This window comes from Paraburkholderia xenovorans LB400 (genome assembly GCF_000013645.1).
GTDB lineage: Bacteria > Pseudomonadota > Gammaproteobacteria > Burkholderiales > Burkholderiaceae > Paraburkholderia > Paraburkholderia xenovorans.
In genome coordinates this window covers 3,440,735-3,464,225 of the sequence record NC_007951.1, presented here as the reverse complement: position 1 = coordinate 3,464,225, position 23,491 = coordinate 3,440,735, and the positions used below count along the sequence as shown (strand labels likewise).

The window sequence follows — 23,491 nt, the reverse complement described above, 5'->3', positions numbered from 1 at the left end:
AGCCCGCGCGATGCCATGTCGATATATCGCGCAGGCCTTGAATTCAAGCGTCCTTATTGATGATCCACTCATGCGCCGGATCGTTGCGGAAATGCCAGACCCGCTTGCCGCCGGCCATCACGTTCAGATAGTACGAGTCGTAACCGTACGGCACGACCACCGGGTGATACCCACGCGGCACCATGACGACGTCATGATCTTCCACGGCCATCGACTCGTCGATGTCGCGCATATCCGTGTACACGCGCTGAAACGCAAACCCTTGCGGCGGATCGAGCCGGTGATAGTAAGTCTCTTCGAGCGAGCTTTCCTGCGGGACGTTGTCGGTGTCATGCTTATGCGGCGGGTAGCTCGAAGCGTGGCCGCCGGGCGTTCGGACCTCGACCACCAGCAGCGACTCGGCTGGTTCGGTTTGCGGAAGAATATCGCATACGTATCGCGTATTCAGGCCTTTGCCGCGTGTGGAGCGTTTCATCGAAGCGGGCTCGATCAGTCTCGCGGGATACCCGCCTCTCGCTGGTGCGCTCGCCACGCCGATCTCGGCATCACGACAGGCGCGAACCGTCGCCCGAACGTTCGGCGGCAGATACACCGCGTACGGCGCGGCGTCTTCGAACACGCTGTCGCGCGAACCGAGCGAACGCCACGTGGTGTCCGCGGTTTCGATATCCACCGTGCCGGTGAGCACGACGATACACACTTCACGCGAGGGTTCGTGCACGTGCACGACCTCGGCCGTACCGAGGCGGTAAGCGGCAAATCCCACATACCGCCAGCATGCCGACGCCGGTGTCACTCGCGCGATTGTCTGGCCTTCGCGCTGCGCCTTCACCAATAAGCTCATGCTGCCTCCTGCCTGCTCCTGTCAGCCGCGTCGAGCGGCGCATCCACCAGCGCGCGCAACGTCTGGTAGCCTTTCTGTGCATACTCGAACGAAGGCGCCACGACCGGGTCCTGTTCGGCTTCCACCACCAGCCAGCCGCGATAACCGTGGCGCTTCAATCGTTCGATGATCGCCGCGAAATTGACAGCGCCGTCTCCGGGCACTGTGAAGGCGCCGGCGATGACTGCGTCGAGAAAACTCCAGTTGCGATTGCGCGCGAGCTTCATCACAGCGGGGCGCACGTCCTTGCAGTGCACGTGGCAAACCCGCCCGATATGTTTGTCGAGCACGGCGAGCGGATCGCCGCCGGCAAACGTGATGTGTCCCGCGTCGAACAGCAGGCCGACGGCCTCGCCGGTGCGTGACATCAGTTGATCGACATCGGCCGGTGTCTCGACATAAGCGCCCATGTGATGATGGTACGCGAGCCGCACGCCGCGGCTCAGCGTATAGCGCGCGAATTCGTCCACGCGCGCCGCATAGGCGGCCCATTGCGCGTCGCTGAAAAAACGCGGCCGTTGATAAAGCGGCTGCGCTGCGCCCTGAATCGAATCGGCGACTTCGCCATACACCATCGCTGTCGCGCCGTTCTGCGCGAGCAGCTCCAGGTGTGGGCCGACAGCGGCGATTTCTTCTTCCACGCTGCGCCGCGCGAGCCGCCCGGAATACCAGCCCGATACCAGCGCGAGATCGTACTGCGCGAGCAGCGCTTTCAATGCCTGCGGCTCGCGCGGAAACTTGTTGCCGAGTTCGAAGCCTTGATAGCCAATCTGGCGGCCTTCCGTCAACGCCACCTCGAGCGGCGTTTCGCCGCCGAGCGAAGGCAGATCGTCGTTCATCCACGATAACGGATTGATGCCGATACGTACGTCGAAAGCAGTCATGCGGGCGTCCTCATTCGTTGTCGGTGGGGCCGGTGTTGCGCGTCACGCCGGCCGGTTCGGCGCGTGCCGCGAGTTGCGATTCGTATTTCGCACGGGCGTCACGTACGGCGGGGCGCGCCGAGACTTCCGGCACGGCCACTTCCCACCACCAGCCGCCGTCGTCGGTGGTGCGCGCGGCGTCGGTATCGATGCTGATGACGTAAGTGCGATCCGCCGCACGGGCGCGTTGCAAAGCCGTATCGAGTTCCGCGATATTCGCGACGTGTTCGGCCTGCGCGCCGAGAGCACGCGCATGCGCGGCGAAATCGATTGTCGGCGCGCCGAGCGGGCCTTGCTTGCAGTCTTCGAGCAGGTTGTTGAACGGCGCGCCGCCGCAGGCCTGCTGCAAGCGGTTGATGCAGCCATAGCCGCGATTGTCGAGCACCACCACGATCAGCTTCGCGCCGATCATCACCGAAGTCGCGATCTCGCTGTTCATCATCAGATAGCTGCCGTCGCCGACCATCACGATCACTTCGCGCGCGGGGCGGGCGAGCTTCACGCCAAGGCCGCCGGCAATCTCGTAGCCCATGCACGAATAGCCGTACTCGACGTGATACGCGCCCGGTTTGCCGGCGCGCCAGAGTTTGTGCAACTCGGCGGGCAGCGTGCCGGCCGCGCACACGACGATATCGTTTGCCGGCGAACTGACGCTCGACCGCTGTATCGCGCCGATTACATCGCCTTCGTAAGGCAGCACGGTATCGCGTTGCGGCGCATGGGTAAGCGTGCTCACCGTATCGCGCCAACTCGCCGCGAGCTTGTGCGCGCGCGCGGTCCACGTGCGCTCCGCGTGCCAGCCTTGCAGGGGTTCGGCAAGGGCATCGAGCGCCAGCCGCGCGTCGGCTTCGACCACCAGCGCGCGATGCTTGAGACCGTCGAACGCATTGGCATTGATCGCGATCACCCCGGCTTGCGTGAACAACGTGTTCGAGCCGGTAGTGAAGTCCTGCAGGCGGGTGCCGATGGCCAGCACGCAATCGGCGTCGTGCGCAAGCGCGTTCGCAGCGGGCGAGCCCGTCACGCCCAGCGCGCCCACGTTCAACGGATCGTTCCAGGCGAGCGAGCCTTTGCCGGCCTGCGTCTCCGCGACCGGCACGCCGTGCGTGGTCGCGAAACGGTGCAGGGCGTCGGTGGCGTGGCCGTAGAGCACGCCGCCGCCCGCGACGATCAACGGCCGTTTGGCCTGGCGCAAGCGCGCAAAGGCGGCCTCGATTTCATCGGCGCGCGGCGCGGGTGCATAAAACGTGACGACGCGCGGCTTGAAGAAGTCGAGCGGGAAATCCCATGCCTGCGCCTGCACGTCTTGCGGCAACGCGAGCGTCACGGGACCGCACAAGGCGGCGTCGGTCAGCACGCGCACGGCGCGCGGCAGCGCGCTGAGCAATTGCGCCGGATGCACGATGCGGTCGAAGTAGCGCGACACCGGTTTGAGCGCGTCGTTGGCGGACACGCCGCCGTCGTGGAAGTCCTCGACCTGCTGCAATACCGGATCCGGCGCGCGCGAAACGAAGATGTCGCCGGGCAGCAGCAGCACCGGCAAACGGTTCACGTGCGCGAGCGCCGCCGCAGTGACGAGGTTGGTAGCGCCCGGTCCGATCGACGTCGTGACGGCCATCATGCGGCGGCGGAAATGCGCTTTCGCGTAGGCGATCGCGCTGTGCGCCATCGCCTGTTCGTTGTGGGCTCGCAGGGTCGGCAGTTCGTCGCGGTGCTGATACAGCGCCTCACCGATCCCCGCCACGTTGCCGTGGCCGAAGATGGCGAACACGCCGCCGAACAGCGGCTCGGTGCCGTGGCCGTCCCCGGTTGCGACCTGTTGCGCGGCGAGATAGCGGACCAGCGCCTGCGCGGACGTCAGGCGCACCGTGCCGCCGGAGCCCGCGCCCACACGGGCGTTGCTGGCGTCGTTGGCGGACGCCGCGTCATGATGCAATACGCGCTGATTCATGCGGCTTGCTCCTGATGGACAGGGTTCGGCGTGCCGGGTTGCGCGGCGCCCGCGCCACGCGTTGCACGCCACGAAGCGATCAATGTTTCGAAGGTGCGGCGCACGCGCGCGATCAGTTCGTCGTCGCCGATTTCTCCGGCGAGCCATGCATGACTTGGCTCATGGAAGATGGTGCGCCCGACCGTGAAGCCGCGGCATGTCGCCGATTGCGCGGCCGCGCGGAAACCTTCGTTCAACTGTTCGACGCCCGCCGACAAACCGAGCAGGACCACGCCCCGGCAATAGGGGTCGCGCTCCGCGATCAGCGCGTCGACGCTGCGCCATTGCGCGGCGTCCATTGGTTCGAGCTTCCACCATTCGGGGTAGATGCCGATGTTGTACAGGCGCTTCAACGCGCGGTACACAACGTCCGGTGCTTGCGGCAAATGCGCATGTTTCGGCGGAATCACTTCGAGCAGCAGCTCGTGGCCGCTCGCTTGCGTCGCGTCGTAGAGCGCGCGCAACTGCGCTTCCTGTTCGAGGCGCTGTTCGATGGGTTCGTCGGGATGAAACTGCACGAGACACTTGGCGATATGCTCCTGCGGCCACGGGATCAGCGTGGTGCCGATCGAACGGCCATGATCGAACACGAGCGGCACCGAACCCGGCAACTCCACCGGCCGGCCGATCCACCAGCCACGGCCAGTGGCCGCGTTCAGCGCGTCCTGGCCGTAACGGTCGTCGATCAGCACGCCGATGCGGTTTTGCAGACCCAACGCGCTCTCGGTTTGCGCGACGGCTTCGACGAACAGGCCTTTCAGGCGCGCTATGCGCGCTTCGTCGGCGCCGGTCTGCTGCGCGAGTTCGAAGAACTGGTTGCGGTGGTCGAAGGCGAAACCGAGCACTTCGTCCCACTGTTTGCGGGCCGGCGAGACGCGATGCAGCCGCGCGAGTGCCGCGTCCCGATCCGGGCGGCGCATGCGCTGCGGATCGGCTTTCGCTTCGCGCAGGAAGTAGTCGAGTTCGGCGGGCGTCGGCATGGCGGGCGCGCAGCCGTGCCGCGAGACGACCAGCGCGCCGCTCGCGTTCGCCGCGCGCGCGCAGGCTTCGAGCGGTTGATCGCGCAACCATCCGGAGAGAAAGCCGGAAGCAAATGCGTCGCCCGCACCGAGCACGTTCAGCACTTCCACTTCCACGCCGCCGTGAATCGGCACATTGTCGAGCGAGGCGGGCACCTGGCCGTCGATGATCTGGCAGCCCAGCGGCCCGCGCTTGAGCACGAGCGTGGCCGGCGTGACGGCGCGCACCATCGCGAGCGCATCGACCAGTTCGGTCTTGCCGCCGGCAATGCGGAATTCCTCCTCGGTGCCGATCACCAGATCGAACAGCGGCAGAATGCGCTGCAAGTGCGCGGTGACGCCTTCGCTCGCCACGAAGCGCGTTTCACCGTCCGCTTTGCCGGTAAGACCCCAAAGCACCGGGCGATAGTCGATATCGAGCACGGTGCGCACCTGGTTGCGGCGTGCGTAATCGAGCGCGCGGCGGCTCGTGCGGTTCACCTGCTCGGTGGAAAAGTGCGTGCCGGTAATCAGCAGCGCTTTCGACGATGCAATGAAGGCCTCGTCGAAATCCGCTTCATCGACTGCCATGTCCGCGCAGTTCTCGCGGTAGAAGATCAGCGGGAACGTGTCGCGGTCTTTCAGGCCGAGCAGCACGAGGGCGGTCAGGCGTTCCCGGTCGATGCGCACGTGGCTGACGTCGCAGCCCTCTTTGGTGAGCGTCTCGGTGAGAAAGCGGCCCATGTGATCGTTGCCGACGCGCGCCAGCATCGACGACGCGAGACCGAGCCGCGCGCAGCCGAACGCGATATTCGCCGACGATCCGCCGAGATACTTCGCGAAGCTCGACACGTCTTCGAGCCGCGCGCCGACCTGCTGCGCGTACAGATCCACGGCGAGCCGGCCGAGGCAGACGATGTCGCGGCTGCGGCCCGGCGCGAAGCGGCTGGCCGCCGGGGCCGGGGCGGACATGATTGCGCTGGATGTGCTGGAATGATCCATGAAGTTTCCTGAATGGCTGAGCGCGACAGCCGGCGCAGCGGCGCCGGTTCGTCGCGCGAATGAATCAGATCGTCGCGCCTTCGAGTTCGCCGATCATCTTCTGCATCTCGGCGCCGCCGGCCATCATGTCGAGCACCTCGTCCTTGCTGATGGTTTCCTTGGTGAACGTGCCGAGCGATTTGCCGCGATTGAGCACGGTGAACGAGTCGCCGATCGGATACGCGTGATGCACGTTGTGCGTGATGAAGATCACCGAGATGCCTTTCGCGCGCGCCTTATGGATCAGTTTCAGCACGTTGAAGCTCTGCTTCACGCCGAGCGCGGCGGTCGGTTCGTCGAGAATCAGCACGCGCGCGCCGAAATGAATCGCCCGCGCAATCGCGAGACACTGCTTCTCTCCGCCGGACATGGTGCCGATCGGCTGGTGCGCGTCGCGCACGTTGATGCCCATTTCCGCGAGCTTGTCGCGCGCGGTGGTGGCGCTGGTCTCGAGATCCATGACGCTCAGGAAGCCGAACAGTTTCTTTTGCGGCTCGCGCCCCATGAAGAAGTTGCGCGCCACGGAGAGCAGCGGCACTAATGCCAGGTCCTGATAGACGGTGGCGATGCCGAGGTCGAGCGCGTCTTTCGGCGACTCGAACAGCACCGGTTTGCCATCTACCAGATACTGGCCGGAAGAGGGCTGATGCACGCCGGCGAGGGTTTTGATCAGCGTCGATTTGCCTGCGCCGTTGTCGCCGAGCAGGCAGTGCACTTCGCCGCGTTTCAGCCGCAAGGTCACGCCGCTTAGCGCGATCACCTTGCCGAAGTATTTGTTGACGTTTTCGAGCGCGAGGATCACGTCGTCCTGCGCAGCGCTTGCGTCGTGCACGGCATTCGTGACGGTATTCGTATCGGACATGGTCGTCTCCCCGTTACGCCTGCGAGACGCGGCGGCGCACATAGTGATTGAACAGCACCGCGATCAGCAGCATCACGCCGAGGAACACGCGGAACCAGTCGGAGCTGACGTTCGTGTAGGTAATGCCGATCTGCACGACGCCGAAGATCAACGCGCCGAAACACGCGCCGACCACCGACCCGTAGCCGCCCGTCAGCAAGGTGCCGCCGATCACCGCGGCGATGATCGCTTCGAACTCTTTCTGCAAGCCCCGGTCGGCCGCGGCCGAACCGATGTCGCACACTTGCAGCACCGCGAACAGGCACGAGCAGAACGCGGTCAGCACGAACAGCGAAATCTTCACGCGGCGCACCGGCACGCCCACGTTCTTGGCTGCGTTGGCGTCGCCGCCCACAGCCAGAATCCAGTTGCCGGCGCGTGTTTTTGCCAGCACGAACGCGCAGACTGCGGCGAGGCCGAGCCACCACAGAATCACCTTCGGAATGCCCGGCACGAGCGCGTGGCCGTTATCGAGCAGGGTGCCGATGCCGTGTTGCGCGAGCATCAGAAAGAGACCGCGCAGCGCGACGCCGTGAAACAGCGTATCCGCGAGCCAGTCCTGCTGCGCGAGATCGCCTACGCCCGAGACGATGGTGCGATCCGCGAACATGATCGACAGCGCGAGCGTGAGGCCGCGCAAGATGAACAGAAACGCGAGCGTGACGATGAACGAGGGCAGGCGCGTGCGCATGACCAGATAGCCGTTCAGCGCGCCGAGCAGCATGGAGCCGGCGAACGCGAACAGAATGGCGAGAGAAATCGGCCAGTGAAAATAGACCGACGGAATCGCCACCATCATGCCGGCGAAACCGATCATCGACCCGATCGAGAGATCGAACTCACCCGCGATCATCAACAGACATGCGCCCACGGCGAGAATGCCGAGATACGCCGACACTTGCGACCAGTTCATCACGCCGTCGAGATTGAACATGCCGGAGTTGCCGGCCGTCAGCGCGAAAACGAGAAACACCAGTACCGCGCCGGAAATCGCGGCGAATTCGGGGCGGTTCAGCACATGGCCGAACCTGGATTCCTTGCGCAGCCGTTCATCCGAATCGGGCAGCGATGGCGCGGCCTCGGCGGTATTCGTCTTGACGTGCGGTGGGAAGTGTTTGCCGGCTACACCCATGATGGCTCCTTGGAACCCGGTTATGCCTGCCTCTCGCAGATGAATGGCGAGAGCGGCAGCCGGTGAAATGCGCGGTGGCGGCGGGCGGCCCGGTATTGAAACGGTGGAAATGGTGCCCGCCGTGCGCGTGACTAGCTAGAGAAAAGAATCAGCGGTACTGCCCCGCGTACTTGATGACCTTGTCGAGGTTTTCCTTGGTGATGAAGCCCGGACCGGAGCGGATATTCTTCGGGCCATAAGACGGCGCGAGGCCGTAGGTGGCGAGCCGTGCCTTGAACTTCGGATTCGCCTCCAGGATCTGGCGGATCTTCACCGGGTCGGTGGTGTGCTCTTTCTTCACGATCGCCAGCACGGCCACCGGGATATAGCCTTGCAGGTACGGCTGCTGGTCGATCGCGAACTGGATCGTGCCGTTCTGGATGGCTTTGGCGATGTCGTCGGAGAAGTCGAACGTGCAGAAGTAGATCTTGCCCGCCAGACCCATTTGCGTGACCGCTTTCAGCGTGGCCGAAGCCGGGGTCGGTCCGAGCGTCAGGATCGCGCCGGTGTTCGGGTGATTGCGCAGATACGCGCTGACCTTCGATTGAATTTCGGTCGGGTCCTGGCCGGAGTCGATGGTGGACGACTTGTAGTCGACGCCGATCGCCTCCGCAAAACCGCGGCAACGGTCGAACGACACGGTGTTGGTGGCGAGGTGATTCACGCACAGGAACGACTTCACGCCCGCTGCCTTGGCTTTTTCGCCGGCGGCTTTGCCCGCTACATATTCGGGTTGGCCCACGTGCATGATGGCGCCGAGTTGCGCGCTCTGTTCCTCCGTGCCGGAGTTGATCGTGACGAGCGGGATCTTCTTCGCGGTGACCTTGCTGATCGAGCTTTTCAGCACGTCGAAATCGGCGATGGTGACGATCACGCCGTCGTAGTTGCGCGCGGCGGCCTGTTCGACCAGACGCGCCATGTCGGCGATGTCGCCGTTCGGCGGATTGCGGTAGTCGGTCTCGACGTTGAAGTCTTCGTCGGCCTGTTTGATGGCGTTCTTGATGGTGTTCCACCACGAATCCGAATCCGGCGCGTGGCTGATCAGTACGAAGTGAGCGTCGGCCGCGCGGGCGGCGGAGGCCGCGCCGAATCCCGTCGCCAACGTCAATGCCGTCACCAGAATCCTGAGCGTAGCCTTGCCCTTGCAAAGTCTCATTGTCTCCACCTTTCTCGGTATGTCGTTTTTGAAGGGAGCGTCTGGCCGGCGGCTTTCTATCCGCATACAAGCCGGGTGTTTCCACCTGAAGCACCATCGCTCACGACCAAGATTAGGTCATCTTCCGAGGCGTTGCAATGAAAATTTCATTACAAATAAAATTGGAAAATACGTTCCATTTGGCGGGTCTGCTGCCTATAATCGGCAGCGTCAGGACGGCGTGTGGCGAGCATCCACAAAGGCTGACGCACTGCAATAAAGCACCCGAGAGAGAGTCATGGCGGAAGAGAGCACAGAAGAATTGCCAAGCGTCGAAGAATTGATGCAGCGCATCGCGGAAAACTACGATGCGTTGCCGCGTCAATTGAAGAATGTCGCGACCTACATCGAACAGCACCGCTCCAGCGTGATGGTGGATCGCACCAGCGACATCGCCGCGAGCTGCGGCGTGCATCCATCCGCCGTGGTGCGTTTTGCGCAGCGCTTCGGCTTTTCCGGCTTCTCCGATCTGCAGGCGGTATTTCGTCAGGCTTACACCGGACAGGGCAGTTCGTCGCCGAGTTATCAGCAGCGCATTCGCAAGCTGATCGACGAAAAGCCGGGCGCGCTGTCGGGCGGTTCGGTGGCGCGCGAATTCATTGCGGCTTCGCGCGGCGGTCTCGAAGAACTCGAAGCAGGGCTCGACGACAAGCAGTTCGACGCCGCGGTAAAGATGCTGCAGCAGGCCGACAACATCTACGTGATCGGCGTGCGGCGCTCGTTTCCGGTGGCGAGCTATATCGTCTATGCATTGCAGCACACGCCCAAGCGCGTGCATCTGGTGTCCGGTTTCGGCGGCATGTACCGCGAACAGATCCGCAGCGTGAAGAAGGGTGATGTCGTGATTGCGATCAGCTTCGCGCCTTATGGAAAGGAAACGCAGTATTGCCTGCGGGTTGCGCATCATCATCAGGCGAGGACGCTGGTTATTACGGATAGCCAACTATCGCCGCTCGCCCGTTATGCGACCACGCAGCTGTATGTGAAAGAGGGCAGCGCGTTCGCGTTCCGCTCGCTGACCAGCACGATCTGTTTGTGCCAGGCGTTGTTCATCGCGCTGGCGTACAAGCTCGAATTGAATGTTGAAGAATCCAAAGACACTGGAGGATACGATGACTGATGGGGCAAATCAGGCGACAAACACGATCGACGTGGCGGTATTCGGCGCGGGGCGCATCGGCAGGATTCATGCGGCGAATCTCGCGCGCCAGCCGGGCGTGCGGCTCAAGTATGTGGTCGACGTGAATCGCGAGGCTGCTGCGGCGCTCGCTGCCGAGCACGGCGCGCAGGTCGCGGATATCGACGGCGCAATGGGCGATGCCTCGATCGGTGCGACCGTGATCTGTTCGAGCACGGACACGCATGCGGATCTGATCGTGCAATCCGCCGCGCAGAAGAAGCACGTGTTCTGCGAGAAGCCGGTCGATCTGACGCTGGCGCGAGCGCAGGCTTGCGCGGAAGCGGTCGGGCGTGCGGGCGTGGTGTGCATGATCGGTTTTCAGCGGCGTTTCGATCCCACGTTTTCGGCGCTCAAAGCGCGTCTCGACGCCGGCGAGATCGGCACGCCGGAAATGCTGGTGGTGACGAGCCGCGATCCGGGTGCGCCGCCGGTCGACTACATCCGGCATTCGGGCGGCATCTTCAAGGACATGCTGATTCACGACTTCGACATCTTCCGCTGGATTCTCGACGACGAAGCCGACACGCTGCATGCCACCGGCAGTTGTCTGAGCGACCCGGCGATCGCCGAGGCCGGCGATATCGATTCGACCGCGGTGACGATCCGCACGAAGCGCGGCCGCCTGTGCCAGATCAATACCGCGCGCCGCGCCGCGTACGGCTATGACCAGCGCTTCGAAGTGCTGGGCAGCACCGGCATGCTGCAGGCGGGCAATGTGCGGCCTACGGAGGTCACGGCCTATTCGAAAACCGAAGTGTCGAGCGACGTGCCCGAAGCGTTTTTCCTCGAACGTTATCGGGCCGCCTACGCACATGAAATCGCGCATTTCTTCGATGCGGTGACGCATGGCAAGCCCGTGCGCACAACCGTGGCGGACGGTCTGAAAGCGCTCGAACTCGCCGAAGCCGCGAGCCGCTCGTGGCGCGAGGGGCGAGCGGTCAAACTCGGGGAAGCGTCGTGATGACGACGGCTGCGGCACGGCTTCGGGTGGGCGTGGTTGGGCTCGGCCGTCTCGGCAAGCGGCACGCGGAGAATCTGGCGTATCGCGTGCCGGGCGCGTCGGTCGTGGCGGCTTGCAGTCCGGTGGAGGAGGAGCGCGAGTGGGCGCGTGAGGCATTGCCCGCGCCGCGTCTGTACGACGACTACGCGGCGTTGCTCGCCGATCGCGAGGTGGACGCGGTCTGGCTGGTCACGCCGTCTTCGCTGCATGCGCAGCAGATCGTCGACGCGTTGCGCGCGGGCAAGCATGTGTTCTGCGAGAAGCCCTTGTCGCTGGATCTTGCGGAATGCGAGCGCGTGCTGGCGGAGGCCGCGCGGTATCCGCATCTGCAGGCCACGATCGGGTTCATGCGGCGCTTCGATCCGAGCTACAAGGACGCGTTCGACAGGATTGCAGCGGGGAAGATCGGGCGGCCTTTTCTCGTGCGCTCGCAGACTGCGGATCAGAACGATCGTGACGGTTTTTTTGTGCGCTTTGCGGCGACCTCGGGCGGCATCTTTCTCGATTGCACCGTGCACGATATCGATGTGGCGCGCTGGCTGCTCGGCAAGCCGCGCGCGAAACGGGTGTTTGCAGCGGGTGCGGCAGTGATGCATGAAGGCCTGCGTGAATTCGGCGATGTCGATAACGGCGTGGCGATCTGCGAGTTCGAAGATGGCAAGCTGGCCGTGTTTTACGCGTCGCGGACGCAGGCGCACGGCAATGATACGCATAGCGAAGTGATGGGTACGGCCGGGGCGCTGGCTATTGGCCATAATCCGCGTGCGAACCGCGTCGAGATTTACGATGCCACCGGGATCCGGAACGAATGCACGGCGAATTTTTTCGATCGCTTCGAGGACGCGTTTCTGTTCGAGGCGCGGGCATTTGTGGTGGCCGTGCGGGATGGGGTGGCGTCTTCCGCCGCTCGGGCCGGGGCTTCGCTTGCTGATGCGTTAGAGGCGACGCGGATTGCGGTGGCGTTGAGGGAGTCGTTGTTGACCGGGCAGGCTGTGATGGTGTAGCAGTGCCCGCGACGCCCGACACGTGGGTTCTTCGCCTGCGGTAGAATCGAAGTCTCCGTCCGGCGTCGCGAACGACGCCCCGTCCCCGAAGGTCATCGTCGATGCAAATTCAGGTTCACAAGGAAGTCGATGCGCGCGGGCTGATGTGCCCGCTGCCTATTTTGCGCGCCAAGAAGGCGCTCGCCGACATGGAAAGCGGTCAGATTCTCAAGGTGCTGGCCACCGATCCCGGTTCACAGCGCGATTTCGCCGCGTTCGCGAAGCAGACCGGCAATGAAATCGTCGAAGCCTCGGCCCAGGACAAGGTTTTCACCTTCCTGATGAAACGCCGCTGAATCCGGTGCGCCGGCGCGCATTCCAGTCGCGCAATCGCGCGTCCTTGAGCAACAAAAAAAAGGCGCTGTGCCTGCGAAAGCAGGGCACAGCGCCTTTCTACTTCAGCTCGACGCTACCGGCAGGCGAGCGTCAAAACCCCGTTCAGCCTTCCAGTACCGGCGAACGCGTGCGCAGATATTCTTCGAAATCCGCAGCCACTTCCGGGTGACGCAGCGCGAATTCAACCGTCGCCTTCAGATAACCCAGCTTGCTGCCGCAGTCGAAACGCGTGCCGTGATACTTGTACGCCAGCACCTGTTCGTCGGCGAGCAGCGATTGAATTGCGTCCGTCAGCTGCAATTCACCGCCTGCGCCCGGCTTCAGCGCACGCAGATGTTCGAAGATGCGCGGCTTGAGCACATAGCGGCCCACCACACCAAGATTCGACGGCGCCACGTTCGGCTCCGGCTTTTCGACGATGCCCGACATCTTGATGATCGAATCTTCCCACTCCTTGCCGTCGACGATGCCGTACGACTTGGTTTCCTGCGCCGGGATCTCTTCGACGCCGATCACCGAGCTGTGATAGTGATCGAACACCTCGATCATCTGCGCCATGACAGGCGGCGTGCCGTACAGCAGGTCGTCCGCGAGAATCACGGCAAACGGGTTGTCGCCCACCAGCTTTTCGGCGCACAGCACCGCGTGGCCCAGGCCCAACGCTTCCGGCTGACGCACGTAGAAACAGTCCACATGGCTCGGCTTGATGCTGCGCACGAGTTCCAGCAGCTTGTCCTTGCCGCGCGCCTGCAACTCGGCTTCGATTTCGTAAGATTTGTCGAAGTGGTCCTCGATCGCGCGCTTGCTGCGGCCCGTGACGAAGATCATTTCGGTGATGCCGGCCGCCATTGCCTCTTCGACCGCGTACTGGATCAGCGGCTTGTCGACGATCGGCAGCATCTCTTTCGGGCTCGCCTTCGTGGCAGGGAGGAACCGGGTGCCAAGACCTGCTACCGGAAAAACTGCCTTTGTAACTTTTAGCATGTGATTACCCTGAATCCTCTGGATTAGCTATCGGTCCTTGCCCGCCTCTCAGGGGGCGGGCACGGAGCGTCGATCAGACCGGCAAACGCACCAACTGGGCCTTCAGCTTGCCCAGGGTGGCTTCGAATTCAGCCAGTCTTTTCTGCTCCTGCTCAACGACTGCCGGCGGCGCCTTTGCAACGAAACTTTCATTCTGCAATTTGCCGTTGCACTTGATGATTTCCGTGCTCAACCGCGCAATCTCCTTCGACAACCGCTCGCGCTCGACTGCCACGTCGATTTCCACCTTCAGCACGAGCTTGTCATTCCCTACGATAGCAATTGGCGCGCCATCCGCCTGCGCATCCAGCGCTGCCTCGTCGGCAATGATCTGCACTTCGGACAAACGGGCCAATGCCTGTGCGTACGGAGCAAACGTGCGCAGACGCTCCGCGTTGCCGGCAGCGAGCAACGGCACCTTGACTGCCGGCGACAGGTTCATTTCGCCGCGCAGATTCCGGCACGCATCGATCACCGCTTTCAGGTCGGCCGCCCATTGCTCCGCGTCTTCATCGATCTTCGACGGTTCGGCAACGGGGTACGGCTGCACCATGATGGACGCTTCGCCCTCGGCTTTGCCTTCGGGATAACGCCCGGCCAACGGCGCTACTTTCTGCCACAGCGCTTCGGTGATGAACGGGATCACCGGATGCGCCAGACGCAGCACCGTCTCGAGCACGCGCAGCAGCGTGCGGCGTGTTGCGCGCTGCTGGTTCGGCTGACCCGTCTGGATCTGAACCTTGGCGAGTTCGAGATACCAGTCACAGTATTCGTCCCATACGAACTTGTATAGGGCGTTGGCCACATTGTCAAAACGATAGTCGGCGAAGCCCCTGGCGATTTCCGCTTCCACGCGCTGCAGACGCGAGACGATCCAGAAGTCGGCCTGCGAAAAATGCAGGTGTCCGTCCGGACCGCATTCGCCGCATTGTTCCGGTTTGCCGAAGCCGCAATCGTGGCCTTCGCAGTTCATCAGCACGAAACGGGTGGCATTCCACAGCTTGTTGCAGAAGTTGCGGTAGCCTTCGCAGCGCGCGAGATCGAAGTTGACGTTGCGTCCGAGCGTGGCCATCGAGGCCATCGTGAAGCGCAATGCGTCGGTGCCGAATGCCGGAATGCCGTCGGGGAATTCCTTGCGGGTCTTCTTTTCGATCGACGCGGCCTGCTTCGGATTCATCAGGCCGGTGGTGCGCTTGGCGACCAGCGCGTCGAGGTCGATGCCGTCGACGATATCGATCGGGTCGAGCGTATTGCCCTTGCTCTTCGACATTTTCTGGCCTTCGGCGTCGCGCACGAGACCGTGCACGTACACCGTGTCGAACGGCACCTTGCCGGTGAAGTGCGTGGTCATCATGACCATGCGCGCGACCCAGAAGAAGATGATGTCGAAGCCGGTGACCAGCACCGAAGAAGGCAGGAAGTGCTTGAGCTCCAGCGTTTCATTCGGCCAGCCGAGCGACGAGAACGGCACCAGAGCAGACGAGAACCACGTGTCCAGCACGTCTTCGTCGCGCTTGAGGGCGCCCGTGTAGCCGGCTGCCGTGGCCTTGGCGCGCGCGTCTTCTTCGGTTTTCGCCACGAAGATTTCGCCGTTTTCGCCGTACCACGCCGGGATCTGATGACCCCACCAGAGCTGGCGCGAGATGCACCAGTCCTGAATGTTCTCGAGCCACTGGTAGTAAGTGGTGGTCCAGTTTTCCGGCACGAACCTGATTTCGCCGCTGCGCACCACGTCGAGTGCCGTTTCGGCGATCGATTTGCCCGGATTGAAGGTGCCTTCCGGCGCCGGCTTGCTCATGGCGACGAACCATTGGTCCGTCAGCATCGGCTCGATCACGACGCCCGTGCGGTCGCCGCGCGGCACCATCAGCTTGTGCGGCTTGACCGATTCGAGCACGCCGAGCGCTTCGAGGTCGGCCACCACCTGCTTGCGGGCTTCGAAGCGGTCGAGGCCGCGGTATTGCTCCGGCGCGTTGTCGTTGATCTTCGCGTCGAGCGTGAGGATTTCGATTTGCGGCAGCTTGTGGCGCAGGCCGACCTGGTAGTCGTTGAAATCGTGCGCGGGCGTGACCTTGACGACGCCGGTGCCGAATTCGCGGTCTACATAATCATCCGCGATGATCGGCACTTCTCGGCCCGACAGCGGCAGCGTGACTGTCTTGCCGATCAGATGCGCGTAGCGCCCGTCTTCCGGGTGGACCATCACGGCGGTGTCGCCGAGCATGGTTTCCGGACGCGTGGTGGCGACCGTCAGATGGCCCGAGCCGTCCGTGAGCGGGTACTGGATGTGCCAGAGCGAGCCGTTTTCTTCCTCGCTGACCACTTCGAGGTCGGAGACGGCGGTGAGCAGCGCCGGGTCCCAGTTCACGAGGCGCTTGCCGCGATAGATCAGGCCTTGTTCATACAGGCGGACGAACACGTCGCGCACGGCGGCCGACATCTTGTCGTCCATCGTGAAGTATTCGCGCGACCAGTCGATCGAGGCGCCGAGGCGCCGCACCTGGTTCGTGATGGTCGAGCCGGATTGCTGCTTCCATTCCCACACGCGTTCGACGAACTTTTCGCGGCCGAGGTCGTGGCGCGAGACGCCTTGCGCGTCCAGTTGCCGCTCGACCACGATCTGCGTGGCGATACCCGCGTGGTCCGTGCCCGGCACCCACAGGGTGTTTTCGCCGAGCATGCGGTGGTAGCGGGTGAGGCCGTCCATGATCGTCTGGTTGAACGCGTGGCCCATGTGGAGGGTGCCCGTGACGTTCGGCGGCGGCAGCTGGATGGAGAAGTCTTTCCGGTTTTCCTGGATGACGGGCGTCGCGTAAGCGCGCTTTTCCCATTCGGGGCCCCAGTGGGCTTCGATGGTCTGGGGCTCGAAGCTTTTGGCAAGCGTGGAGGTGGTGTCGCTCGGGGTCTCGCTCATTGTGTCGATTCGGCTGGTGAATGCAAGGAATGCCTGATTATAAGCGGCGCTCCGCGGCCGGGGATTTTTGCTGTGGAGACGCCGCTCGCCGGCACGCCGGCGGCTTCGGCCTTCTGCCGTCGTGTATTGGGCGCGCGCGACCGTCAGGGCGATATAGCCGGGTACCGCATCTGCGGACTCCGGCCGTGCTGGAATGGGTCTGGCGGCATCGTGCCTCGCCTCATTCCTGCTGCCATTCTTTCCCTTACGCGGAGTATGGAAAAATGACGATATCCCCAGCGAGCGGTTCGACCAGTCCGGTCCGGGACGATTTTGATCAAACCAGCAAAGACACCGATAAACCCAGGCCAGTAGACAATGCGTTGCAGGATCCCGCTATCGCGTCGCCGGTAGCGCCACAGGCAACGCCGCGAAAGAACGATGCATCCGGGCGTCGGGTAACACGTCCCACATTGGCCGCTCTAAGCTCGCGCCATACATCCGGCGAGGCGCTGCCGGCGCATATCGCACGATCGGGGCAGGCGACTCCGAGAGCCGGTGCCGCGGATGTTTTATCGAATGAATCCGTTTCGGCGAGGGCCGAACGCGCGCGTGTCCGTGCCACGGCAAGCAAGGGACTCGACGGCTCGAGCAGGATGCTTTCCGCCGGGGCCGCCAATGTACAGCGGACCACGCAACCCACGGGCGTGCTGCCCGGCGCCAGCACGGAAGAATTCAAGGAGCTCAACCGGCAGTACGACACGGTGGATGGCTACGCTCACCGCAGCAGCGAGGCCAACTCCCGGATTGCGCAGCAAATCGAAGCGGGCGTCCAGCAGGAAATGACCGGATACCCGCCTCAGGTCATCCAGTTCCAGGAAAAACAAACGCGTCTGCAAGGGATGCTCGCCGAGTTGCCGGATAGCGAACGTCAGTTCTACGGCGGGGTTCTTGCGACGTTGGGCGCGGCCTACCAGCTTGAAACCGGCAACGACAAACGCTACGCGATCGACGAGAAGTTGGCCGGGCTGGAGAGCGCCGTTCGTGAAGAGGCCAACCGCGTTCGCAACGATCCTGTCGAGCGGGTGCTGGGGCAGTTCAACCCGCCCGTGGGCGAAGCTTATCTGAATAAGGAGGACCGGGAGCGTGTCGGCAGCCTGGAGAAATTACGCGAAGAATTTCTCCAGGCAGAGGACGCCGGCGAACGGGAGGACCTGTTCGCCGAAGCCAGCGACCTCAAAAGCAGACTGCAGGGGCGAATCTCAGTGGAAGTCGGCAAACGCCAGCGCGTGGAACAGGCGCATTGGAAAGAGGCCAACGGCGAAGTGGACCGCATCCTGCACGAAGCACAACTGCAGACAGATCCCGCAAAGCGCTACGAACTGATTGGCCGTCAACTTTTTCAGATCAACCCCGGCCAGGACGAGTTGAAAGATAGAGTCGTTCTGGCTTTTACGCAGCGCATGCACGACTCGCCGCAATTGCGGGACAAGCTGGATACCTGGCATGATCAGGTCAGCGGCCCACTCAATGCGCATTCAGTGGGCGCGGCCAAAAAATATACGGACATTCTCGGCAACCTGCCGCCGGTGAGCGCCGACTACGTGCGCGATCTCAGCGACCGGTACAACGCCGTCCTCCAGGACGTCACTTACAAAGACTATTCAATCACCCCTGCGGCGCGCGCGGAAAGGACGGCCGGGCAAGTACTGGAAGGCGTCGAGCGTGTGCTTCTCGGTCTGACGCCTTTAGCCCCGCTGGCGGATCTGCAACCCTCCACCTTGCCGGAGAACGTCCGCATGGGGCTCGATTATGGTTCGGCCCTCCTCGGCATGCTGGGTGGGGAAGGCTGGGGTATTGCCAGAGAAATCGGTCTTGCAGGCAAAGCGGTCTCTGCGGCAGCACGGGATGCCGAGGCGGCCAACCTGGCTGGAGAGGGCGGCGCCACTGCCGGCAAAGGTCTGGTTCAGGCAGCGGGTAAAGGCCTGATCGAGGGGCTGCAGGCAGAACGGACCTTGAGCCGCGACGCGCAGGCAGCGGAACAGGCGCTGCGCGAGCAGACCGTTGCCGAGGCCGGCCCCGCGGTGGATCCGACCAGTCTGGTTGCGCACCAGAGCGTTGGGGACAGCCCCTATGGGTCGATGGCGAGCTATGCCGACCCTGGCGTTTCGCTGAAAGATCTCCGCCCGGGGCCGACCCGAGGCATCCTGGTGGATGCCAAAGGTGACCGGTATATCGAACTTGGCGGAAAGGCTTATCACGCCCGTTTTGACCGGGACACAGACAGTTGGCGGGTGTTTAACAAAGGGGCTGATTTGAAACCGCAATACCCCGTCCGCCTGAATGAGGCATCGCAGAAGTGGGAGCTTGATAGCGAGGTGGGGCTAAGGGGCGGCGCGCCAAGAATTCGCGACGAAGTCCGGCAGGAAGTCGTCAGACTGTTGAGGGAAGGGGAATTGTCGCGCCGCGAGATAGCAAGGAGGCTGGGAATATCTGAAACGAAGGTAGCAACAGTTGCGAGTCAAGAGAACCTCGCCGGGCTGCGGCCCGGTAGACCAGGAGTCACGGATGAAATGCGACGGGATACCCTCAAGCTGCTGACAGACGGACAGTTGTCACGGGCTGAGATAGCCAGACAATTGGGAATCTCGAGAGCGACCGTAGGCAGGATTGCCCAGGCTGGCGGCATCAGCTTACCTGCCGATGCGCCTTCTCCCCTGGCACTCAAGCCGGAAATTCGACTCAAAGTCATTCATCTGTTAGAGAAAGGCGACTTGTCACAACGACAAATAGCGCGTCAGATGGGAATGTCGTATTCCACAGTCAACAGCATTGCGGCGAAACAGAAGATTCCGCCTACCGCCGCTACCTCTCTGCGCAATATGAAAGTCTCACTGACAGACCGCGGGAAGGTCGTAGAGAGGCTTGAGGAAGGAAGGCCCCCCCGGGAAATAGCCGCGGAAACCGGAATGTCTCTCTCGTATGTGCAACGGATTGCCAGGCGCACAGGCATGGTTCGTTCGATCCCGAAGGGCGGTACGCCAGAGCAGATAGATCAGATATTCGCACTGAGAGACCAGGGGAAATCCGCCTCCCATATTGCCAATGCGGTCAAGGTTTCGAGGACCAGGGTCGAAGACATTCTTGCGAATTACAACGCCAATACTTACAAAAGGTTGTGGTGGAATACGACAGCGGAAAAGCGGGTGGCTGTCATTGAGCAACTGGACGGAGGCAAAACCTCCAGGGAAGTTGCCAGGGATCTGGATCTTCCACTTGAAACAGTACGTGGGGTTGCCAATGAGCACCGGGTGGCAAGGGATTCGTTGGCGAGCGAGCTTCTCGCACAAGGAAAATCGCCGGAAGAGGTTGCAGAGTCCCTGGACATGCATCCGGATTATGTCAGGCGTCTGACCCAAGGCATACCCGAGAGCACACACGACCTTTCTTTCACCTCGAAAGACTGGAATGCGGCGATGGACATGTTCAAAAAAGGCTATGACAAAGAGGAGGTTGCCACGAAACTTGGTATCTCTCCGTGGAAGGCCCGTAGCCTTGCCAAGGAATTCCAGACGCAAACCATGAATTCCGTGGCGCCGCAGCAACTTGACGATATTGCACGGGCACTCAGCAACGCGGATTACAGCTTGACGACTGGCGACCTCGCCCGGGCGACTGACTTGCCCGAAAGTACGATAGCGCTCGTCGAGCAGCAATATGCGGGCGGTTTTATATCGCCCTCATGGTCTCCGCAACCGGGTACGTCCTCTGCCATATCGCCGGGCCGTATCGACCATTACGAGTGGATTCCTCCGCTTGGGCGACAGCAGGAAATTGAGGCGGTTCGTGCAATGAACGAAGGCCATAATCTCAAGGACGCTGCTGCGCAACTCAACCAGCCTTACGCAGCCATCGAGCGTTTGTACGAGAGAGACCTGCCCCTCGTGGCGCCGCAGGACGAAGTGATCGACGCCCCCTTTGCGGGACTGCCTCAGCGGGGAACGACTGCGTTCAGCGACGCGGATCAGGCTGAAATTCGAAAGCTGGCGCAGACGAGCGGCTTGAGCGCGTCATTCATTGCCGGATTGATTGACGCGCCAGTGGAGGAGGTTCAAAAAGTACTGAATTCGAATCCCTGAGTATCCCGGCATCAAATGGGGAAGCGCTTGCCATGCTTGTCATATGTCTAGCGCATCCCCATTGCGGCGAAGGCGGGGCGTGTCAAAAATCCGTTGTTCAGGGTCTGGCATACCCGCCGTGCCGCGCAGACAGTGGCTGGCCGCGGAGGCTACGAGCATGGCGGGCCTGCGACAGAGGCGACGTGCCGGGCGCGGGCATTCCTCAGAAGCGAGCGCACCGCCGTCCGTCCGGGCGCATGCCAGCCAGCCACCAGTTCAAGCACCGAAGCGGCACACCCGAACCCGCACGTTCAACAGCGCCGCGACGACAAAAAAGCCATTCCTCCCAGGGGCATATAATGTCGGACGACCTGCCGCCCCTCCAGACAAATGCCCGACCTGCTAGCCAATCTCAACCCCGAACAACACGCCGCCGTCACGCTCCCCAACGAGCCGGCGCTCATTCTCGCCGGCGCGGGCAGCGGCAAGACCCGCGTTCTGATCACGCGTATTGCCTGGCTGATCCAGCATGGGCTGGCCTCGCCCGCCACGATTCTGGCGGTGACTTTCACCAACAAGGCCGCCCGCGAAATGATGTCGCGCCTCTCGGCGCTCCTGCCGATCGACACGCGCGGCATGTGGATCGGCACCTTCCACGGTCTGTGCAACCGCATGCTGCGCGCGCATCACCGCGACGCGGGCCTGCCGGCCACCTTCCAGATTCTCGACACCGCGGACCAGCTTTCCGCGATCAAGCGTCTGATGAAGGGCCTCAATATCGACGACGAAAAGTACCCGGCGAAAAATCTCCAGTACTTCATCAACAACGCGAAAGAACAAGGCCTGCGGCCGAAAGACGTCGACGCCACGGACAACTTCAACCGCAAATTCGTCGAACTCTACGAAGCCTACGACCAGCAATGCCAGCGCGAAGGCGTGGTCGACTTTCCGGAACTGCTGCTGCGCTGCTACGAGCTGCTCGCGCACAATCCGCCGCTGCGCGCGCACTACCAGGCGCGCTTCAGGCACATTCTGGTCGACGAGTTCCAGGACACCAACAAGCTGCAATATGCGTGGCTCAAGCTGCTGGCGGGCGAGGCCAACTCGATCTTCGCGGTCGGCGACGACGACCAGTCGATCTACGCGTTTCGCGGCGCGAACGTCGGCAACATGCGCGACTTCGAACACGAGTTCAACGTTCGCCACCTGATCAAGCTCGAACAGAACTACCGCTCGCACGGCCATATTCTCGACGCCGCCAATCAGCTGATCGCCAACAACTCGCGGCGTCTGGGCAAGAATCTGCGTACCGACGCGGGTCACGGCGAACCGGTGCGCGTGTATGAATCCGCCACCGACTCGCAGGAAGCCGGCTGGATCGTCGAGGAAATCAAGGCGCTGATCAGCACCGGCACGTCGCGCAGCGAAATCGCGATTCTTTATCGCAGCAACGCGCAGTCGCGCACGATCGAACACACGCTGGTCAATGCGGGTATCGCGTACCGCGTGTACGGCGGCTTGCGCTTTTTCGAGCGTCAGGAAGTCAAGCACGCGCTCGCCTATCTGCGCCTGATCGACAATCCGAACGACGACACCGCGTTCGCGCGCGTCGTCAATTTCCCGACGCGCGGCATCGGCGCTCGCTCGATCGAGCAACTCGCGGACGCGGCGCGTCAGTACAACTGCTCGATGGCCGCGGCGATTCCGTACGTGGCGGGCAAGGCGGGGTCGAGCCTCGCGGGCTTCGCGAACCTGATCGGCAAGATGCGCGCCGAAACGCAGCAGATGAGCCTGCCGGAAACCGTCGAATACGTGGTGCGCGCAAGTGGTCTGTCGGAGTTCTATCAGAACGAACGCGAAGGCCAGGACCGCCTGGAGAACTTGCAGGAACTGGTCAACGCGGCCGCGGCGTTCGTCAGCGAAGAGGGCTACGGCATGGACACGCCGGCGCGCTCCATTCCGCTGCGTCCGGGTGCGACCGCCGCGCCCGAACTGGCGGTCGCCACCGACGATCCGAATACCATCGTGTTCGACGCGCCCGGCATCGCCGATCCGGCGCAAAACCCGGACACGATGACACCGCTCGCCGGCTTCCTGTCGCACGCGTCGCTGGAGGCGGGCGACAACCAGGCGCAAGCGGGCCAGGAAGCCGTGCAACTGATGACGGTGCACGCGGCCAAGGGCCTTGAGTTCACGGCGGTGTTCATCACCGGTCTCGAAGAAGGGCTGTTCCCGCACGAGAACAGCGCGATGGAATCGGACGGTCTGGAAGAAGAGCGCCGCCTGATGTACGTGGCGATCACGCGGGCCAAGGAGCGGCTGTATCTGTCGTTCGCCCAGAGCCGCATGCTGCACGGCCAGACGCGTTACAACATCCGCTCGCGTTTCTTCGACGAACTGCCGCAGGAAACGCTCAAGTGGCTCACGCCGAAGATCGAGCCGGGCGCGCGCTGGGGTGGCCGTTCGGACAACGCGGGTTATGGGCGCGACTGGTTCGCGCGGCCGGGTTACACGGGCGCCGCGTCGTCGACGCCCGCGCCGCTGCCAGCGTTCGCGAACGAACAGCGTGCAGCGGAAACGGGTTTCCGCGTGGGCCAGCAGGTGTTCCACACCAAATTCGGCGAAGGCACGATCACCGCGCTCGAAGGCGGCGGCACCGACGCAAAGGCGCAGGTCAAATTCAAGCGGCACGGCGAGAAGTGGCTGGCGCTCGCGGTCGCCAAACTGCAGGCGGTGGAATGAGCGCGGCGGGGGTAGCCATGCAGATTGGCGCGCCCGGGGGAGGGGCGGCTGACG

Annotated in this window: 15 protein-coding genes; 6 read left to right on the top strand and 9 right to left on the bottom strand. The window is 62.9% G+C overall.

The features are described from left to right. Positions 1-43: 43 nt before the first annotated feature. The 7 genes from iolB to BXE_RS15325 form a co-directional block, all read right to left on the bottom strand. Positions 44-844: a 5-deoxy-glucuronate isomerase gene (iolB, locus tag BXE_RS15355; protein ID WP_011489193.1), complete on the bottom strand. Its 801-nt coding sequence runs from the start codon at positions 842-844 to the stop codon at positions 44-46. Beyond that, positions 841-1,767, bottom strand: a complete 927-nt coding sequence (gene iolE, locus BXE_RS15350) for a myo-inosose-2 dehydratase (protein ID WP_011489192.1) — start codon at positions 1,765-1,767, stop codon at positions 841-843. The genes iolB and iolE overlap by 4 nt, the downstream gene beginning before the upstream one ends. A 10-nt stretch (positions 1,768-1,777) precedes the next feature. Further along, positions 1,778-3,757, bottom strand: a complete 1,980-nt coding sequence (gene iolD, locus BXE_RS15345; RefSeq protein WP_011489191.1) for a 3D-(3,5/4)-trihydroxycyclohexane-1,2-dione acylhydrolase (decyclizing) — start codon at positions 3,755-3,757, stop codon at positions 1,778-1,780. After that, entirely contained in the window at positions 3,754-5,796 is a 2,043-nt protein-coding gene (gene iolC / locus BXE_RS15340) for a bifunctional 5-dehydro-2-deoxygluconokinase/5-dehydro-2-deoxyphosphogluconate aldolase (RefSeq protein WP_011489190.1), read from the bottom strand. The genes iolD and iolC overlap by 4 nt, the downstream gene beginning before the upstream one ends. 64 nt (positions 5,797-5,860) lie before the next feature. Next, positions 5,861-6,697: an ATP-binding cassette domain-containing protein gene (locus BXE_RS15335; RefSeq protein ID WP_011489189.1), complete on the bottom strand. Its 837-nt coding sequence runs from the start codon at positions 6,695-6,697 to the stop codon at positions 5,861-5,863. A gap of 13 nt (positions 6,698-6,710) precedes the next feature. After that, positions 6,711-7,868, bottom strand: a complete 1,158-nt coding sequence (locus BXE_RS15330; protein ID WP_011489188.1) for an ABC transporter permease — start codon at positions 7,866-7,868, stop codon at positions 6,711-6,713. 148 nt (positions 7,869-8,016) lie between these two features. Further along, positions 8,017-9,063, bottom strand: coding sequence for a sugar ABC transporter substrate-binding protein (locus BXE_RS15325; protein WP_011489187.1), 1,047 nt, complete (start codon positions 9,061-9,063; stop codon positions 8,017-8,019). Between the two features lie 277 nt (positions 9,064-9,340). Between BXE_RS15325 and BXE_RS15320 the strand changes: the two genes are divergently transcribed. From BXE_RS15320 to BXE_RS15305, 4 genes are all read left to right on the top strand, one after another. After that, positions 9,341-10,222 carry a MurR/RpiR family transcriptional regulator gene (locus BXE_RS15320; RefSeq protein WP_038457609.1) on the top strand — a complete coding sequence of 294 codons (882 nt, stop codon included), beginning with the start codon at positions 9,341-9,343 and terminating at the stop codon, positions 10,220-10,222. Further along, entirely contained in the window at positions 10,215-11,243 is a 1,029-nt protein-coding gene (gene iolG / locus BXE_RS15315) for an inositol 2-dehydrogenase (RefSeq protein ID WP_011489185.1), read from the top strand. The genes BXE_RS15320 and iolG overlap by 8 nt, the downstream gene beginning before the upstream one ends. Then, on the top strand, positions 11,243-12,286 hold the full coding sequence (locus BXE_RS15310) for a Gfo/Idh/MocA family oxidoreductase (RefSeq protein ID WP_011489184.1): 1,044 nt from the start codon (positions 11,243-11,245) through the stop codon (positions 12,284-12,286). Before iolG ends, BXE_RS15310 begins: the two co-directional genes overlap by 1 nt. A gap of 107 nt (positions 12,287-12,393) precedes the next feature. Then, entirely contained in the window at positions 12,394-12,621 is a 228-nt protein-coding gene (locus BXE_RS15305; RefSeq protein ID WP_038458668.1) for a sulfurtransferase TusA family protein, read from the top strand. 142 nt (positions 12,622-12,763) lie between these two features. Here the strand turns inward: BXE_RS15305 and galU are convergent, their stop codons facing one another. Next, positions 12,764-13,645, bottom strand: coding sequence for a UTP--glucose-1-phosphate uridylyltransferase GalU (galU, locus tag BXE_RS15300; RefSeq protein ID WP_011489182.1), 882 nt, complete (start codon positions 13,643-13,645; stop codon positions 12,764-12,766). Between the two features lie 73 nt (positions 13,646-13,718). Further along, positions 13,719-16,598 carry a valine--tRNA ligase gene (locus BXE_RS15295; RefSeq protein WP_011489181.1) on the bottom strand — a complete coding sequence of 960 codons (2,880 nt, stop codon included), beginning with the start codon at positions 16,596-16,598 and terminating at the stop codon, positions 13,719-13,721. Between the two features lie 263 nt (positions 16,599-16,861). Here BXE_RS15295 and BXE_RS15290 point away from each other — a divergent pair, with 263 nt between their 5' ends. Together BXE_RS15290 and BXE_RS15285 are read left to right on the top strand one after the other, a co-directional pair. Beyond that, entirely contained in the window at positions 16,862-20,716 is a 3,855-nt protein-coding gene (locus tag BXE_RS15290) for a helix-turn-helix domain-containing protein (RefSeq protein ID WP_011489180.1), read from the top strand. A gap of 369 nt (positions 20,717-21,085) precedes the next feature. Further along, a complete protein-coding gene (locus BXE_RS15285) occupies positions 21,086-23,437 on the top strand; it encodes a UvrD-helicase domain-containing protein (protein WP_011489179.1) in 2,352 nt (783 codons plus the stop codon). The last annotated feature ends 54 nt before the right edge of the window (positions 23,438-23,491 follow it).

What these genes read in the sequence shown, in the direction of transcription:
- BXE_RS15285 (WP_011489179.1), top strand. Translation starts at nt 21,086, where the DNA reads ATGCCCGACCTGCTAGCCAATCTCAACCCCGAACAACACGCCGCCGTC.
- iolD (WP_011489191.1), bottom strand. Translation starts at nt 3,757, where the DNA reads ATGAATCAGCGCGTATTGCATCATGACGCGGCGTCCGCCAACGACGCC.
- iolE (WP_011489192.1), bottom strand. Translation starts at nt 1,767, where the DNA reads ATGACTGCTTTCGACGTACGTATCGGCATCAATCCGTTATCGTGGATG.
- galU (WP_011489182.1), bottom strand. Translation starts at nt 13,645, where the DNA reads ATGCTAAAAGTTACAAAGGCAGTTTTTCCGGTAGCAGGTCTTGGCACC.
- BXE_RS15290 (WP_011489180.1), top strand. Translation starts at nt 16,862, where the DNA reads ATGACGATATCCCCAGCGAGCGGTTCGACCAGTCCGGTCCGGGACGAT.
- BXE_RS15320 (WP_038457609.1), top strand. Translation starts at nt 9,341, where the DNA reads ATGGCGGAAGAGAGCACAGAAGAATTGCCAAGCGTCGAAGAATTGATG.
- BXE_RS15295 (WP_011489181.1), bottom strand. Translation starts at nt 16,598, where the DNA reads ATGAGCGAGACCCCGAGCGACACCACCTCCACGCTTGCCAAAAGCTTC.
- BXE_RS15335 (WP_011489189.1), bottom strand. Translation starts at nt 6,697, where the DNA reads ATGTCCGATACGAATACCGTCACGAATGCCGTGCACGACGCAAGCGCT.
- BXE_RS15330 (WP_011489188.1), bottom strand. Translation starts at nt 7,868, where the DNA reads ATGGGTGTAGCCGGCAAACACTTCCCACCGCACGTCAAGACGAATACC.
- iolB (WP_011489193.1), bottom strand. Translation starts at nt 844, where the DNA reads ATGAGCTTATTGGTGAAGGCGCAGCGCGAAGGCCAGACAATCGCGCGA.
- iolG (WP_011489185.1), top strand. Translation starts at nt 10,215, where the DNA reads ATGACTGATGGGGCAAATCAGGCGACAAACACGATCGACGTGGCGGTA.
- BXE_RS15325 (WP_011489187.1), bottom strand. Translation starts at nt 9,063, where the DNA reads ATGAGACTTTGCAAGGGCAAGGCTACGCTCAGGATTCTGGTGACGGCA.
- iolC (WP_011489190.1), bottom strand. Translation starts at nt 5,796, where the DNA reads ATGGATCATTCCAGCACATCCAGCGCAATCATGTCCGCCCCGGCCCCG.
- BXE_RS15310 (WP_011489184.1), top strand. Translation starts at nt 11,243, where the DNA reads ATGACGACGGCTGCGGCACGGCTTCGGGTGGGCGTGGTTGGGCTCGGC.